This window comes from Pseudochrobactrum sp. XF203, from assembly GCF_020341615.1.
Lineage (GTDB): Bacteria > Pseudomonadota > Alphaproteobacteria > Rhizobiales > Rhizobiaceae > Pseudochrobactrum > Pseudochrobactrum saccharolyticum.
The window spans coordinates 2,176,870-2,191,435 of the sequence record NZ_CP084392.1 but is presented as its reverse complement, the minus strand read 5'-3'; the positions used below and the strand labels follow the sequence as shown (position 1 = coordinate 2,191,435).

The 14,566-nt window shown below is 52.1% G+C and carries 10 protein-coding genes and 3 pseudogenes; 4 read left to right on the top strand and 9 right to left on the bottom strand.

What is annotated here, in order from left to right; all coding sequences use genetic code 11:
• Positions 1-12 precede the first annotated feature (12 nt).
• Both LDL70_RS09995 and LDL70_RS18010 read right to left on the bottom strand, forming a co-directional pair.
• Complete coding sequence (locus LDL70_RS09995; RefSeq protein WP_022711382.1) at positions 13-600, bottom strand: SCO family protein; 588 nt, start codon at positions 598-600, stop codon at positions 13-15.
• Positions 601-611: 11 nt separating this feature from the next.
• Complete coding sequence (locus LDL70_RS18010) at positions 612-740, bottom strand: hypothetical protein (protein WP_255560626.1); 129 nt, start codon at positions 738-740, stop codon at positions 612-614.
• A gap of 159 nt (positions 741-899) precedes the next feature.
• On the opposite strand from LDL70_RS18010, the gene LDL70_RS09990 reads away from it, so the two are divergent.
• The 3 genes and pseudogenes from LDL70_RS09990 to LDL70_RS09980 all read left to right on the top strand — a co-directional run bounded on the left by LDL70_RS09990 (position 900) and on the right by LDL70_RS09980 (position 3,664).
• Complete coding sequence (locus LDL70_RS09990; RefSeq protein WP_225684964.1) at positions 900-1,547, top strand: CatB-related O-acetyltransferase; 648 nt, start codon at positions 900-902, stop codon at positions 1,545-1,547.
• Positions 1,548-1,661: 114 nt separating this feature from the next.
• A pseudogene (locus LDL70_RS09985) lies at positions 1,662-2,093 on the top strand (CreA family protein); the annotation flags it as partial.
• 209 nt (positions 2,094-2,302) lie between these two features.
• The gene (locus tag LDL70_RS09980) at positions 2,303-3,664 is read left to right on the top strand and encodes an Nramp family divalent metal transporter (protein ID WP_225684963.1); all 1,362 of its coding nucleotides are present in this window, start codon (positions 2,303-2,305) and stop codon (positions 3,662-3,664) included.
• 34 nt (positions 3,665-3,698) lie between these two features.
• Here LDL70_RS09980 and LDL70_RS09975 read toward each other — a convergent pair whose 3' ends face one another.
• The 4 genes and pseudogenes from LDL70_RS09975 to LDL70_RS09965 all read right to left on the bottom strand — a co-directional run bounded on the left by LDL70_RS09975 (position 3,699) and on the right by LDL70_RS09965 (position 9,075).
• On the bottom strand, positions 3,699-5,075 hold the full coding sequence (locus LDL70_RS09975) for a dicarboxylate/amino acid:cation symporter (RefSeq protein ID WP_028233746.1): 1,377 nt from the start codon (positions 5,073-5,075) through the stop codon (positions 3,699-3,701).
• A gap of 190 nt (positions 5,076-5,265) precedes the next feature.
• Positions 5,266-6,945, bottom strand: a pseudogene (locus LDL70_RS18070) (3'-5' exonuclease); the annotation flags it as partial.
• A gap of 77 nt (positions 6,946-7,022) precedes the next feature.
• Positions 7,023-7,881, bottom strand: a pseudogene (locus tag LDL70_RS18065) (ATP-dependent helicase); the annotation flags it as partial.
• 117 nt (positions 7,882-7,998) lie between these two features.
• A complete protein-coding gene (locus LDL70_RS09965) occupies positions 7,999-9,075 on the bottom strand; it encodes a serine/threonine protein kinase (RefSeq protein WP_028233748.1) in 1,077 nt (358 codons plus the stop codon).
• A 279-nt stretch (positions 9,076-9,354) separates the two neighbouring features.
• Here LDL70_RS09965 and LDL70_RS09960 point away from each other — a divergent pair, with 279 nt between their 5' ends.
• Positions 9,355-13,218: an AsmA family protein gene (locus LDL70_RS09960; RefSeq protein WP_225684961.1), complete on the top strand. Its 3,864-nt coding sequence runs from the start codon at positions 9,355-9,357 to the stop codon at positions 13,216-13,218.
• 39 nt (positions 13,219-13,257) lie between these two features.
• On the opposite strand, the gene LDL70_RS09955 is transcribed toward LDL70_RS09960, so the two are convergent.
• The 3 genes from LDL70_RS09955 to LDL70_RS09945 form a co-directional block, all read right to left on the bottom strand.
• Entirely contained in the window at positions 13,258-13,530 is a 273-nt protein-coding gene (locus tag LDL70_RS09955; RefSeq protein WP_075656163.1) for a ribbon-helix-helix domain-containing protein, read from the bottom strand.
• Positions 13,527-13,736: a DUF4169 family protein gene (locus tag LDL70_RS09950; RefSeq protein WP_220159977.1), complete on the bottom strand. Its 210-nt coding sequence runs from the start codon at positions 13,734-13,736 to the stop codon at positions 13,527-13,529. The genes LDL70_RS09955 and LDL70_RS09950 overlap by 4 nt, the downstream gene beginning before the upstream one ends.
• Before the next feature lie 73 nt (positions 13,737-13,809).
• The gene (locus LDL70_RS09945) at positions 13,810-14,406 is read right to left on the bottom strand and encodes an SspB family protein (protein ID WP_225684960.1); all 597 of its coding nucleotides are present in this window, start codon (positions 14,404-14,406) and stop codon (positions 13,810-13,812) included.
• Positions 14,407-14,566: the final 160 nt, after the last annotated feature.

Here is a 14,566-nt window from a genome sequence, read left to right as displayed (position 1 = left end):
TAGTAACTTTAATCAGCCTGCTGCCAGACGTTTCAGCTTGGAAATTGCTGTTTCTGACGGTTCGCCATAGGCGATGGTTGAGCGCAGACGGCCGTTCTTGTCGAGAAGCAGGATAGATGCAGTGTGATCCATCGTGTAATTCTCGCCGTCTTCATCAACTTTCTTGGCATAGATATTGTAGGACTTCAGCATTGCAGCAATGTCCTTCGGGTCGCCGGTAATGCCGGTGATACGGTCGGAGACATTGGTAATGTATTTCTGAATATATTCCGGTGTGTCACGCTCAGGATCAACAGTGACCATATAGCCGCGAATAGCCGCGCCTTCAGGGCCGAGCTCTTTCAGCCAGCTGTCGAGATCGAAGAGGGTGGTCGGGCAGACAACCGGACAATGGGTATAGCCGAAAAACACGACTGAAGGATTGCCGCGCAGAGACTGATCAGTGATTTCACTGCCATTCATAGAGACAAGCTTGAATGCGCCGCCATAAGGGCTCTCTTCGCCGGAGGCCATTTGTTTGTCACGATAGGCCTGAAAGCCGACAATGCCGATTGTGAAGGCAGCAACAAACAGCACCAGAACGGGAAGATATTTACGCATAAATCAGATCCTCAGAAGCACCATGAAATACCATCCATGAGCATGGTCATGAATATGGTGTCGCTGTAATTCATCCAGCCTGCAAACAAAGCACCAGCGGCCAGAGCGGTGATTAATACCACGCCGCTAATCCAAAGCAATTTTCTGCTCTCGTGTCCGTTGGACTGTCTATCAGCTGTCGTCATAATAATGTTATAGCTGGCTTGTGGCAGTTTGGCAAAGGCTGTCTGTGTGATTTTCCCATCTTTTATGAAATTTCAGAAATTTTTGAAATTGAACTTATGCAGGAATAAAACGTGATGAGTGAGGATGTTTTGCAGTTTTCGCGTGATGTGCAGCCGAAAATTCATCCGAGCGCGCAGCTGAAATCCGTTAAACTCGGACAATATACCGAAATCGCTGAGCGGGTGATCCTGCGTGATGTGCAGATCGGTAATTTCACCTATCTGGAGCGCAACGGTGAGGGGATTTATGCCGAAATAGGCCATTTCTGCTCCATTGCTTCCAATGTGCGGATCAATGCGCTGGAACATCCGATGCAGCGCCTGACTATGCATAAAATGACCTACCGGCCGAATGAATATTTTCGCAATATCGGCGTGGATATGGATTATCGTGCACACCGTTCCTCAAGACGGGTGACGATCGGTAATGATGTCTGGATTGGTTATGGCGCGGTGATTTTGCCCGGTGTGAGCATTGGTACTGGTGCTGTGATCGGCGCAAATGCGGTGGTTTCTAAAGATGTGCCACCCTATATGATTGTTGCCGGTGTGCCTGCAAAAATTCTGCGACCGCGTTTTGATGAAAAGACGGTTGAGCGCCTGTTGCAGAGTGCATGGTGGGACTGGCCGGTGGAGCTGATCTACAAAGCGTTGCCGGATATTCAGACCATGGAGATTAATGCTTTTCTCGATAAGTGGCTGCCTTTGGCAGAGGATGCGTAAGCCATTCCATATTTGATTCAAATCTGAATGCAGGAGATGTTTATGAAGCAATTTCTGACCGTTACAGCTCTGGGTGCAATGCTGGCCTTGTCTCCTTTGACAAGCATAAGCGTGGTGCAGGCGGAGGAAATCGGCAAAGTTGGTGTGGACTGGCTCGGCAATGATATTGTGATTGATGCGGTCAGCGATCCGAAAGTGCAGGGTGTGACCTGCCATCTGGCATCTTTCTCGCGTGGTATGATCGACCGGCTGCAAAAGGGAAACTGGTTTGAAGATCCGTCCAATGCGTCGATTTCCTGTGAGCAGACAGGGCCGATTACCATCGGAGATATCAAGCTGGGCAAAGGCGGTGAGCGGGTATTTTCCGAGCGCACCAGCCTGATCTGGAAGAAGCTGGTCATTACCCGTATTTACGATCAGACCAATAATACGCTGATTTATCTGGCTCATGCTTCACAGGTGCAGGATGGTTCTGCCAAAACATCGCTCTCAACCGTGCCGCTTTATCGCGGTGATGTGATGTGGGAAAAAGGTAAACCGCAATAAGCGCTTTTTTAAATGCCGGTTCTGAAGCGTAATTTTTAAGTGTTAGAGCGACCTTTGTGCACTCAAGAGGGCGCACGGCGCTCTAACCTGCATTTTTATGCCTGTATTTCCCTGTCACGATACGGGGAATTGTTTTTTCTTGACGACAGGAAAAATCAGGCATTTAGTTGCAAATGAGTTTCATTATCATTTGTGCACGAAGATTTTTCATGAAGAAAAATGAATTTCCACTGGCAGAAAGTGCTGACAATTCCGGCGCATGGCGTCAGGAACCGGCAGCGAAATCGCTGGCTGAGGTCAATGGTTCCATTGCAATTCCGCGTCATGGCACGCGGTGGAGAAAATTTACCGCCTTTGCAGGGCCGGGCTATCTGGTGGCAGTCGGCTATATGGACCCAGGTAATTGGGCGACGTCTATCGCCGGTGGCTCGCGCTTTGGCTATACGCTGCTGGTTGTGGCGCTGGTTTCCAACATCATGGCTATTCTGCTGCAATCGCTTTGCACGCGTCTGGCTGTGGCGACGGCGCGCGATCTGGCGCAGGCCTGCCGCGATGCTTATTCTCCGGCGATGGCATGGTTCTTATGGATCGGCGCGGAGATTGCTATTTGTGCCACCGACCTTGCCGAAGTGATCGGCACGGCGATTGCGCTTAATCTGTTGTTTGGTATGCCGCTGGAACTCGGTGTGTTGCTGACCGCGCTTGATGTTTTTGTCGTGCTATATATGCAGAGCAAGGGGTTCCGCTGGATTGAAGCCTATGTGCTGGTTTTGCTTTGCATTATTGCTTTGTGTTTTCTGGTGCAGATTGCGCTGGCTGATCCCGATTGGGGCGCTGTAATCCGTGGCTTTGCACCGACCACTGAAATCGTGACCAATCCGGAAATGCTGTATCTGTCGCTGGGGATTATTGGCGCAACGGTGATGCCGCATAATCTCTATTTGCATTCAGGCATTGTTCAAACGCGTAAATATGGCGGTAATTTAGAGGAAAAACGCGAGGCTATTACTTATTCCACATGGGATTCCACCATTGCGCTGATGCTGGCTCTGGCCGTCAATGCGTCTATTCTTATTCTGGCCGCAGCGACTTTTCATAAGGTTGGACGTACTGATGTGGTGGAGATTGAGCAGGCGGAAGCCTTGATCGCGCCTCTGCTCGGCAGCACGCTGGCACCAATCCTGTTTGGTGTCGCGCTGCTCTGTGCGGGATTGAACTCGACAGTAACGGCAACGCTGGCGGGGCAGATCGTGATGGAAGGTTTTATCAATTTCCGCATTAGGCCATGGCTGCGACGGCTGATTACGCGTGGTATTGCTATTATACCGGCGATTATTGTGACGATGCTCTATGGCAATAAGGGAACTGCCAATCTGCTGATCCTCAGTCAGGTGGTGCTGAGTTTGCAGCTGCCATTCGCCATTGTACCGCTGATCTTGTTTACATCAGACCGCCAAAAGATGGGTGCTCTGCGCGCGCCTTTATGGCTGACAGGGGCGGCATGGATTGTGGCGCTGATCGTGATCGTGCTGAACCTGAAACTGATCTATGATGTGGTGACAGGCGGATAATAAAAAAGCCGGAGTTTCCTCCGGCTTTTTTGTTTTAAGCAGCAACGCCTTGCGCTGTCAGATGTGAAGGATCAATATCGTCGATATTCTTTTCGCTGTTATAGACAGCTTCATCAAGAATACCTTCGCGCTTGGCAACAACGGCCGGTACCAGTGCCTGACCGGCAACGTTAACAGCGGTACGTCCCATATCGAGGATAGGGTCAATCGCCAACAACAGGCCGACACCTTCCAGCGGCAGGCCGAGGGTGGAGAGTGTGAGGGTGAGCATCACTACCGCACCGGTGAGACCGGCAGTTGCAGCCGAACCCAGTACCGAGACAAATGCGATCAGCACATATTCCTGAAGGCCGAGCGGCAGGCCGAAATATTGCGCAATAAAGATCGCCGAAATGGCCGGATAGATTGCAGCACAACCGTCCATTTTAGTGGTGGCGCCAAGAGGCACAGCAAAAGCTGCATATTCACGCGGCACACCCAGATTACGCTCGGTCACGGCTTCAGTTACCGGCAGTGTGCCAACGGAAGAGCGGGATACGAAAGCCAGCTGGATTGCAGGCCATGCACCCGCAAAGAAACGCGATGGTTTCAGGCCGTGGAAGATCAGGATTGCCGGATAGACCACGAACAGCACGATTGCCAGACCGATATAGACGGCTGCGGCATACCAGCTGAGCTGAACCAGAGTTTCCCAGCCATATTGAGCAACAGCGCGGCCAAGCAGGCCGATGGTGCCGAGCGGGGTGAGGCGGATAACCCACCACAGGATTTTACGCACCACAACGAGCAAAGACTGGTTGAAGGCGAGGAAAGGCTTGGCAGCATCACCGGCTTTCAGTGCCGCAACACCGAAAGTAATGGCGATAACAAGGATCTGCAGCACGTTGAAATTGAGCGAAGTGGTGGCAGCATCTTTGCCAAGTTTGGTGCTGGCTTCAAGGCCGAGCATATTGGCAGGCACCAGACCTTTAAGGAAGTCGAGCCATGAGCCGGAAGAGGCAGGCGCTTTGGCAGCTTCTGCGGCAACACCGGAACCGATGCCCGGCTGAATAATCAGACCCAGCGCAATACCGATCAGCACAGCGATAAAGGATGTGATGGCGAACCACAGCAGGGTCTGCCAGACCAGTTTGGCGGCATTGTTAAGCGCAGCCAGATTGGCGATAGAGGCCACAATCGCGGTGAAAACCAGTGGCGGCACAAGCGCACGCAGCATCTGCACAAAGATCGAGCCGATTGTCTGCAGGGTGACAGACAGCCAGTTGGCATTGCCGTTGATATCAGGCCCCATATTACGGGCAACGAGACCGAGCAGCAGGCCGATAACCATCGCCGTCAATACCTGAAAACCGAAATTCAGATAGAGTGGCTTGGCCTGCGCAGAAGATTTTTTCACATGAGCGACGGACATGAATTTTTCTTTCAAAACAAGTGAAGCGAAGGGGCAAATTTGCTCCTTCGCTCGTTGGTTCGAAATTTAACGGAGATTCATGGCTCGGTTAAGCAATGTTATGCTGCGTTGCGTAGTGCCTTGATGAAGATATACTCTCATACAAATTAATGTTAGAATTTTATTTCTAAACTCAAGCGTCAGCAGATTTTTATACCCGTTTCACAAAGCTGTCGATGACGCGTTTTTGTCCGGCATGGTCAAAGTCGATGGTCAGCTTGTTGCCGTCAATTGAGGCGACATTGCCGTTGCCGAATTTCATATGGAAAACACGATCGCCGACCTTAAAGTCTGACGGCGTTGAGGAAACAGATTTTGCCACCAACTCGCCGTCAATCACTTTGCCTTTGACTGAACCGCGACCGGCACCGAAGCCGGAATCCGTTTCGCCATAGCCGATGCGCTCAACATTGGCACCGGAGCGGGAGCCCCAATTGTTGCGCGTCGCATCGGTGCGGTTTTGCTGCGCCCGCTGCCAGCCCGGTGTGGAATAAGAATTGGCAAACGGATCACCGCGTCCCACGGCATCAAAGCGTGACTGGCCATAACCGCCGCCATAGGAACTGTCGGATTCCGCAATATCCACATGCTCTTCCGGCAATTCTTCAAGAAAACGGGACGGGATCGTGGTCTGCCACATGCCGTGAATACGGCGGTTGGACACAAACCAGATATGCAGATTTTTCTTGGCGCGGGTCAGGCCGACATAGGCGAGGCGGCGCTCTTCTTCCAAACCTGAGCGACCGCCTTCATCCAGCGCACGCTGATGCGGGAACAGACCTTCTTCCCAGCCCGGTAAGAACACAGTTTTAAATTCCAGACCTTTGGCCGAATGAAGGGTCATGATGCTGACAGCATCCATGCCTTCATTCTGTTCCGTATCCATCACCAGCGCCACATGTTCGAGAAAGCCGCGCAGGCTTTCATATTCTTCCATGGAGCGGATGAGTTCTTTGAGGTTTTCCAGACGTCCCGGTGCTTCGGCAGAACGGTCATTCTGCCACATCGCCGTATAGCCGGATTCATCGAGAATGATCTCTGCCAGTTCTGTATGAGACTTGTTATCCAGCAATCCCTGCCAGCGCCGGAAGTTCTCGACCACTTCACGCAGTGCCGAGCGGGCTTTTGGTTTCAGTTCTTCCGTGGCAATCAGATCTTCTGCCGCCTGCAGCATCGGCATATTTTTTGCGCGTGCATAATCATGCACTAAGCGCAGGCTGGCTTCACCAAGACCGCGTTTCGGCGTGTTGACGATGCGCTCAAAGGCCAGATCATCGGCAGGCTGGGCAACAACGCGGAAATAGGCCATCGCATCGCGGATTTCCTGACGCTCATAGAAGCGCGGGCCGCCGATAACGCGGTAATTCAGGCCGAGAGTTACGAAACGGTCTTCAAACTCACGCATCTGGAACGAGGCACGCACCAGAATAGCCATATCATTAAGCAGATGACCGCGACGCTGCGCCTGTTCTATCTCTTCACCGACCGCACGGGCTTCTTCCTCTGAGTCCCAAGCCGCATGCACATGCACTTTCTGATCATCTTCACTGGCTGCCTGCGGCAGCAGTGTTTTGCCAAAGCGCCCTTCATTATGGGCGATCAGATAGGAGGCCGCGCCCAGAATATGCGGCGTGGAACGGTAATTGCGCTCGAGACGAATAATTGTTGCGCCAGGAAAATCTTTGTCAAAGCGCAGAATATTGTCGACTTCCGCCCCGCGCCAGCCATAGATCGATTGATCGTCATCGCCAACACAACAGATGTTAATCTGTTGTGTTGATTTTTTTGCACTCACGCCGAGTTCGCTATGCTCACCGGCTCCGTGAGGGCCTCGCATAGGCTCGGACGACCAGTCGGTCGCGTTGGGAGTGCTATGTGGTTGTGTTGATGCTGATTGGGTGTTTGCGTTAGAGCTAGGTCTTTGCGCCAGCAGTCGCAGCCACATATATTGTGCGGTATTGGTATCCTGATACTCATCCACCAGAATATAGCGGAAACGTGCATGATATTCGCGCAGAATGTCCGGATGTTTGCGGAAAATCCGGATCGGATGCAGCAGAAGATCACCGAAATCACAGGCATTCAGCGTTTTCAGCCGTTCCTGATAGGCATAATAAAGTTCACGTCCTTTGCCATTGGCAAAAGCACGGGCATCACCCTCCGAAATTTCAGACGGGCCATAGCCTTTATTCTTCCAGCCATCGATCATCATCGAGAAGGAGCGCGGCGTCCAGCGTTTGTCATCCAGCCCTTCAGCCTGAATAAGCTGCTTGAGCAGGCGGATCACATCGTCCGTATCAAGAATGGTAAAGTCAGAGCGCAGTCCGGCCAGTTCCGCGTGACGGCGCAGCATCTTCACCCCGATAGAGTGGAAAGTACCGAGCCATGGCATACCTTCAACCGCACCGCCAAGAAGGTGGCCGATACGTTCTTTCATCTCGCGTGCGGCTTTATTGGTAAAAGTCACTGCAAGGATCTGGCTTGGGAATGCCAAACCCTGCTGAATAATATGCGCAATACGCGTGGTCAGAACACGGGTTTTGCCGGTGCCCGCACCGGCCAGAACCAGAACCGGCCCTTCAGTCGTTTCGACCGCCTGCCGCTGCTCAGGGTTTAGCCCTTGCAGATAATCTGGTTCACCGCGTTGCTGGTTGCGCGCCTGCATAGCCCGCGCGGCAATCCCGGCTTTTGGACCAGATTGCGGTTTAGGTGTAGCCGGTACATCCGGCTCCCCGAAGAAGGGAATATCGTCTGGAAAGTCTGACATAGTTCCGAATGTAATGATTCTTAAGCGAAACGCCATAGACCAGAACAAATAAAGTACCTGCAGAGCTTACAGGCACTTCATTCGTTGCGTTTTTTAAAATTTACAGGCTGGAAAATCCTATTCCATCTGCGTGATACGGCGATCCGTGAAGTTAAGACGATGCGCGGCGAGCGCTTCCACCAGCGGGCGCATATCCGGCTCGCGCAGCAGAAGATCGTCCAGTTCTGTCATTTGGTTCATAGCAACAAGGCGCAGAATATCTTCGCGCACAGTGCCGTCCTCACGGCGCGGTAAATGGGCAACCGGCTGGATCAGCTCGACTTTATAACCTTTAAGGCGTGCACGCAGTGACTTTTCGTCCGCATTGAGTGTTTCAACAAAAGCATAAATCCCCACACCTTTTGCAGGCAGGGAATAGAGGCTCAGAGATACATCCTTCACACGCGGATCGGATTTCAGCGCCGCAATAATTGCCGGCCCTTCATTATCAATACGGTCACCGGTACCTTCACCGTCAGACCAGTTGAAAATGCCACGGGTAACGAAATTATAGACTTTTTTGCCCGTTGCCAGCCAGATACGTGACGGTAGTGACCGGCGTGCCAGAATGCGTTTTTCCGTTGGCGTCATCAGATCAGGCGCAAAATTGCGCTTCTGTTTGATGAGGTGGCGGAAATCCTCATAGGCCATCAGACGGTAATAGGCGCCACGACGGCGATGCACGGAAGCCAGCTGGAAGTCGATCACAGCGGCTTCGCCTTCCGGCGTCATCAGCCAGTTTTGCGGCTTTTGCAGATCATTATGGGTAACGCCCATGCGGCGCATGTCACGCAGAATACGATGGGCAGACAAATACCATTCACGATGGGACGGGCGTGCCAGATGCAACGGCGTGCCGTCCGTCCATGTGCGGAACAAGCCGTGTTTGTCTGTTGCCAGAAGCTGCGGTGTGCCTTTGATGCCGCGCACTTTTTTGAGGCCACGGATTTCACGGCGGGCCAGCCACCATGCCAGCGGGCTTGACCACCACGGAGCTGCGCTGACAACGCGGCGGATGATACGGGTTTCCGGCTCGCCGACAAAATAGCCTGCACGGGTTTCCGAGAAAATATCCCGCTTGAAAACGGCAGTCTCATAGAAATCAGGAATGGTTTCCATAAGTTGGGAATTGGTCTCGGACGTTGAATAATTCATGATAATGTCACAGATATAAAGTCAATTCGGGTGTGAAGCGTAAGCGGCCGAAGATATGAAAACAAAATGATATTGGCTGTCATGTGACAGCTGTAGCGGTTAGATACCAGAGGATCAAGCCGTGTCCTTATCTTTGGGCACGAGTTTACGGCTCTATTCAGGTGCATACAGCCTTTGTCATGGTGAAATTACCTTGTTGTCGCAGGCTGCGAGCCGCTATGGTGCGCGCTGAAATGTGATTCATAAATGACAATGACTGCAAAGCAGTTTTGTTAGCAGATGGCTGTACTCAGCCGGAGTGAGACTTTGGGGCGTTTGTTCGTTGCTATCGGTGGTTTGCTGGTACTGGTGCTGACTTTGGCGCTGGTCGTACCGCCTTTTATCGACTGGACAGGCTATCGCGACCGTTTTGAACTGGAGGCCAGCCGGATTTTAGGCAGGCCGGTGCATGTGAACGGGACAGCCAAAGCACGGCTTTTTCCGTTTCCGTCCGTTACTTTTTCTGATGTGCGCGTTGAAGGGAAAAACGGTCAAAGTGCCCTGACCATGGATCAGTTTTCCATGGATGCGGAATTAATGCCCTTCTTGCGCGGTGAAATTCTGATCTTTGATATGCGGATGGAAAAACCGCATCTTTTTGCAGGGCTGGACAAGCAGGGACATCTCAACTGGGTTTTACCGGAAAATAGTGATCTGGCCGGTTCCAGAATAAAGCTGGAAAAGCTGACTTTACGCGACGGGCAAATTACACTGCAGGATGAAGTGCGCGGGCGTCGCCAGGAATTGCAGTCCATCAATGCTACCCTGTCTGCGGACAGTTTGATGGGGCCGTGGCGTATCAACGGCACATTGCAGGCCGACGGGCAGGTTTTCAATGTTGATATCAATACGGCCGAGAAAAAACCGGATAATCCGCTGCGTTTGCGCATCGGCCTGCGTCCTTCTGATCTGCCGCTGACGCTGGATACAGAAGGTGATGTAACGGTTGCTGACGGCAAGCCTGTTTATAAAGGGCAGTTTTCCTTTCTTACTTTGAGCGATGAAGAGCGGAAAAAGCAGGGTATTACCTCAGCTGTTACCTTTGACAAGCTGCGGCTGACCGGAAAATTCGAAGCACAGAACAGCGGCTTCAATATTGAAGAATTCCGGATGGAGCAGGGCGATGCCGATGCTCCTTATGTGATTAACGGTAAGGCACAGCTTGATCTGGCAGAGAACCCGCATTTCATGATTAGTGCGGATGGCCAGCAGGTCTATCTTGACGGGATGAAGCCGGATGTCAGCCTCAAAGATGAGACTGTTGCACCGACGCAGCCGGTTATGTCTTTTAGGCAGAAAATTGATTTCTTGCAGACATTGCTGGAGCGTGTTCCGGTGCCGGATATTCCGGGCAATATTGATCTGCGGCTGCCAGCTATTGTGGCAAGCGGCACAACTATCCGCTCTGTGATTATCCGTGCTGAACCGGACAAGGATTCATGGAATATCAGTCAGTTACAGGCTGATCTTCCGGGACGTACCCAGATTGAGGCCAAGGGCAAATTGCAGCTCGGGGCAAATTTCGGTTTTGACGGCAGTTTCCTGCTGGCTTCGCGCCAGCCTGCCGGCTTTGCTTCATGGTTATCCGGCGATAGCGGCAAAGCGCTGGCGGGGCAGGTTCCTGCTGCCGGATTTTCCGGCAAGATTAATCTGAGTAAAGATGCCCAGCGTGTCGATGATCTGGAAATTGTACTGGGCGAGACCGTTCTTCAGGGTAGTTTTGAACGCAGCGGCGGGGAAAGCCGCGCGGCATCTTCGGTACTGAATATTCAGGGTAAAGCTCTGGATGCAGGTACAATGCAGTTGCTGAGCGGGATGTTCCTGCGGGAAGGTGATCTTTCGGCACTTGCCGGTGAAAATCTGACGGTCAATCTCAAGGCAGGCCCCGTTAAATTTTCAGGGCTGGAAGCGGAGCAGCTGGATACTGCATTTCGTCTGAGCAATGGCAAGCTGGATTTTGACAGGCTGCTGGTTAGCGGTCTGGAAGGCGCAACCGTTTCTGCAACCGGATCATTGCGGCCGTTTGATAATTCGGTCAATGCGTCACTTGATGCGACAATTCTGGCCGATGATCTCAGCCCTGTCTTGCACCAGCTCGATGCAGTTTTCCCGCGTGAGCCGCTTATTTCTGCGCTTTCCGCCAGAGCCAATGCTTATCCGGATTTGTTCTCCGGCACCAAGCTCGATCTGCTTGTGAATGCTGTTAATCTGTTCGGGGACGGAGCGCATGCGCAGAAAACTGACGATGCCGGAACCGAGAAAACGGAAGCAAAAGATACCAAAGCGCGGGGCAGTCGTGTCAAGGCGGGAAGCAGTCCGGCCGATAGTGCAAAATCCGATATTGCCGAGTTTTCTTTCAGCCTGAATGGTCAGAGCGGCGCGCTGATCCTGTCTGTTGCCGGATCCTCAAAAGGGACACTGGCCGGTTCCGAGCCGATGCAATTATCGCTGACGGCCAATGCCAAAGCCGCTTCAGGTGAAGCCGCCTTGGCACTGCTCGGTCTGCCTGTTGTGCCGCTGGGACTGATGGGAGAGGCGGAGATTAATCTGCAGGCGCAGGGCGCGCCGGTTGCCGGTATGAAAACCGCTCTTGAAATCAGTGGCGATGATGGCAATGCCCGTCTTGATGGTGTGATTACGCTGACCGGTGATGAGCTGACGGCCAGCGGTAAAGCCGTGCTGAAAAGCGATGATCTGGAACCGTTTCTGGCCACCGCCGGTTATGCCCTGCCATTTGGTCGTGGTTTTGGCTCAGGTCTGCCGGTAGATATCGTCAGCGATTTTCAGTTCGGGAAAAATATCGTCCGGTTGCCGAATTTGCAGGGTAAGCTGGATAATGAGACTGTAAACGCCAGACTGGACGGATCGCTCAGCGATCAGTCGGTTGCACAATTGCGCGGCGAGATAAAGCTGGAGCGTTTTGATCTGGCTGCATTATTTGCGGCGATGAGCGGTCTGTCGGTTGCAGATATCACCGGCGGTGACGGCCGGAGCTGGTCTGAAACCGGCTTTGGTAACAGAACTAATCTTCCTTTGGGTATGGATCTGAAAGTGAGTGCCGCACAGGCTGCGCTGACGGATGCAGCGACATTCAGTGATTTCTCTGCGCGTATTATCAAAAACGACCAGCAATTACAGCTTAGTGAAATTGGCGGTGAGTGGGCCAAGGGCAAACTATCCGGCAAACTGGAGTTGAATAATGCCAATGGAACCTTGCTCACCAACGGGGATCTGCGTCTTTCCGGCGGGGATATGCAGGTGCTCTATCAGCCGGAAAATATGCAGCCGCCAGTGAGTGGTGCAAGCGATATCAAGCTGGGCTTTACGGGCAGCGGCAAGTCGATGGCTGATCTGGTGCATTCTCTGGCCGGTGAGGGGGCGGTGACTGTTGAGCAGCCTGTTATTGCAGGATTTAACCTCACAGCTTTACCGGATTTGTTACGACGCTCCGATGAATTGTCGGATACGGCTCTCTCTCAGGTTGAGCCGAAACAGGCCGAAGCCGAGCGCAGCACATTGTCGAAAAGCCTGACGCAGGACGGACAAATAAGCACTGCCCGGATTCAGGCTCTGTTGTCGCTTGCCGGAGGGATTATCCGTGCGCCGACTGTTAAGGCAGAGAATGAAAGAGCCATAGTGCAGGCGGATTTGCAATTTGACCTGAACCGCTTTCTCTGGGGCGGCAGCGGGCGGCTGGATCTGGTATTGCCGCAGCATGAGCGGAATGATGTGACCCCGCAATTGCAGTTCACGGTTTCCGGTGGATGGCAGCAGCCACAATTGCAGTTCGATTATCAGCCGATGGTGCAGTTCTTGACCCAGCGCGGCTTGTTGCGGGAACAACAGCGGGTAGAAGCGGCACAGGCTTTGATTATTGAAAAGCAGCGTCTGAAGCGCGAGGCTGATTATTATACTGCGAAAGCAGAAGCCCGCAAACGCGAGCGTATTGAAGCTGAAGAAGCTTTGCGCAGACGTGCGGAAGAAGCTGCGGGTGCAGGAACAACACTTCCGCAGGAAACACCGCAGCAGCCAAATATTGCGCCTGATTTCAAACCAAGCCTTGATGAGTTTCTGCAAACTCTGCCTGAAACACAGTTACAGTAAAATTACCGCCGGTTTAGGTTTTAGAGCATCTTGCGGCAATTAAGGTGCTTTGATGCTCAATACCCAGTCCAGTGCATAGAGGCGCAGGCTGGAAGACAGGTTGCTGTTGCGGTCGCGTTCATCATCAATCATGGCAATGAGTGAAGCCAGCGACTGGCCGTTCTGCGCTGCGATCTGTACGATGATGTCATAAAATGCATCTTCCAGCGAAAAGCTGGTGGCATGGCCGTGCAATGTGATTGAGTGTTTGCGCAACCGTGCTTTGCTGCGTGCTGCTGTGCTCAATGGCTGACGGGCAGTTTTATCGCTCATTCTTTTTCGTCAACAGATGAGGCGGAGCTGCGTGGTTCCAGCCTGTTCTGGTCAAGGAACCGGACTTGCTTATCATTCTGATTTTTATCGAAAGATTTTTCCGCTTTGGTACGACCAAACAGGATGCGATTGGCATCCGCTTCAACTTCTTTCGTCGCACGGGCTTTGCGTTTTTTGAATTGTTTGAGATTGATAATGTCACTCATGACTATGCCCTCTCAAAATAGAATATTCTCATGAATATATTCCGGCCGCTGCCGGCCGGAATATTGCATCTGTTTATTTTTTGCGGAAAGCATCCAGCGATACAACATCGGCAGAAGGCTTCGGAGCCTCTTCCTTATCTGTAGTTTCGCTGCTGTCTTCCTTGGCCGTTGTCTTGCTGCGGTCAGCCTTTTTGGTTGGCTTTTTAGCAGGCTTGGCCGGTGCTTCTGTTTCATCTTCTTCCGCATCATCCTGCAGGCGCAGTTCCGATACGATTTCCAGATCATCCGTGTCATTGTCACCGGTCGGCAGCGCAACAGACACATCAAATTCCAGTTCGAAATTCACTGACGGATCGTAGAAGCCGCGGATTGCGGAGAACGGAATGACCAGCTTTTCGGCGATTTCACCAAAGGAAAGACCGACTTCAAAAAACTGCTCGGTAACCACCAGATCCCAATACTGGTGCTGCATAACAATTGTCATCTGTTCAGGATATTTTTCCTTCAAACGAGATGAAATGCGAACGCCCGGTGCCTCTGTCAGAAAGGTGATGAAGAAGTGGTGATTGCCGGGCAGACCAGCCTTATTCACTTCCATGAGCACTTTGCGGATAACGCCGCGCAGCGCATCCTGAGCAAGAATATCGTAACGGATAAGATCCTGAACCATTAAATCCTTATCCCGCGGATTCGAGGAGTGTTGTCATATATGTTGTCTAAGTCAGCATTGCCGTATGATCAATTGATAATCAAGGATCAGGGCATTTCCGTTGAAATGAAATGCGCCGGTCATTCTGGCCGAGACAATATAATCTGAGGATTGATACAGC

Coding starts and splice junctions, on each gene's coding strand:
- LDL70_RS09990 (WP_225684964.1), top strand. CDS start 900: ATGAGTGAGGATGTTTTGCAGTTTTCGCGTGATGTGCAGCCGAAAATT.
- LDL70_RS09980 (WP_225684963.1), top strand. CDS start 2,303: ATGAAGAAAAATGAATTTCCACTGGCAGAAAGTGCTGACAATTCCGGC.
- LDL70_RS09975 (WP_028233746.1), bottom strand. CDS start 5,075: ATGTCCGTCGCTCATGTGAAAAAATCTTCTGCGCAGGCCAAGCCACTC.
- LDL70_RS09995 (WP_022711382.1), bottom strand. CDS start 600: ATGCGTAAATATCTTCCCGTTCTGGTGCTGTTTGTTGCTGCCTTCACA.
- LDL70_RS09955 (WP_075656163.1), bottom strand. CDS start 13,530: ATGAGCGATAAAACTGCCCGTCAGCCATTGAGCACAGCAGCACGCAGC.
- LDL70_RS09950 (WP_220159977.1), bottom strand. CDS start 13,736: ATGAGTGACATTATCAATCTCAAACAATTCAAAAAACGCAAAGCCCGT.
- LDL70_RS09960 (WP_225684961.1), top strand. CDS start 9,355: ATGGCTGTACTCAGCCGGAGTGAGACTTTGGGGCGTTTGTTCGTTGCT.
- LDL70_RS09945 (WP_225684960.1), bottom strand. CDS start 14,406: ATGGTTCAGGATCTTATCCGTTACGATATTCTTGCTCAGGATGCGCTG.
- LDL70_RS09965 (WP_028233748.1), bottom strand. CDS start 9,075: ATGAATTATTCAACGTCCGAGACCAATTCCCAACTTATGGAAACCATT.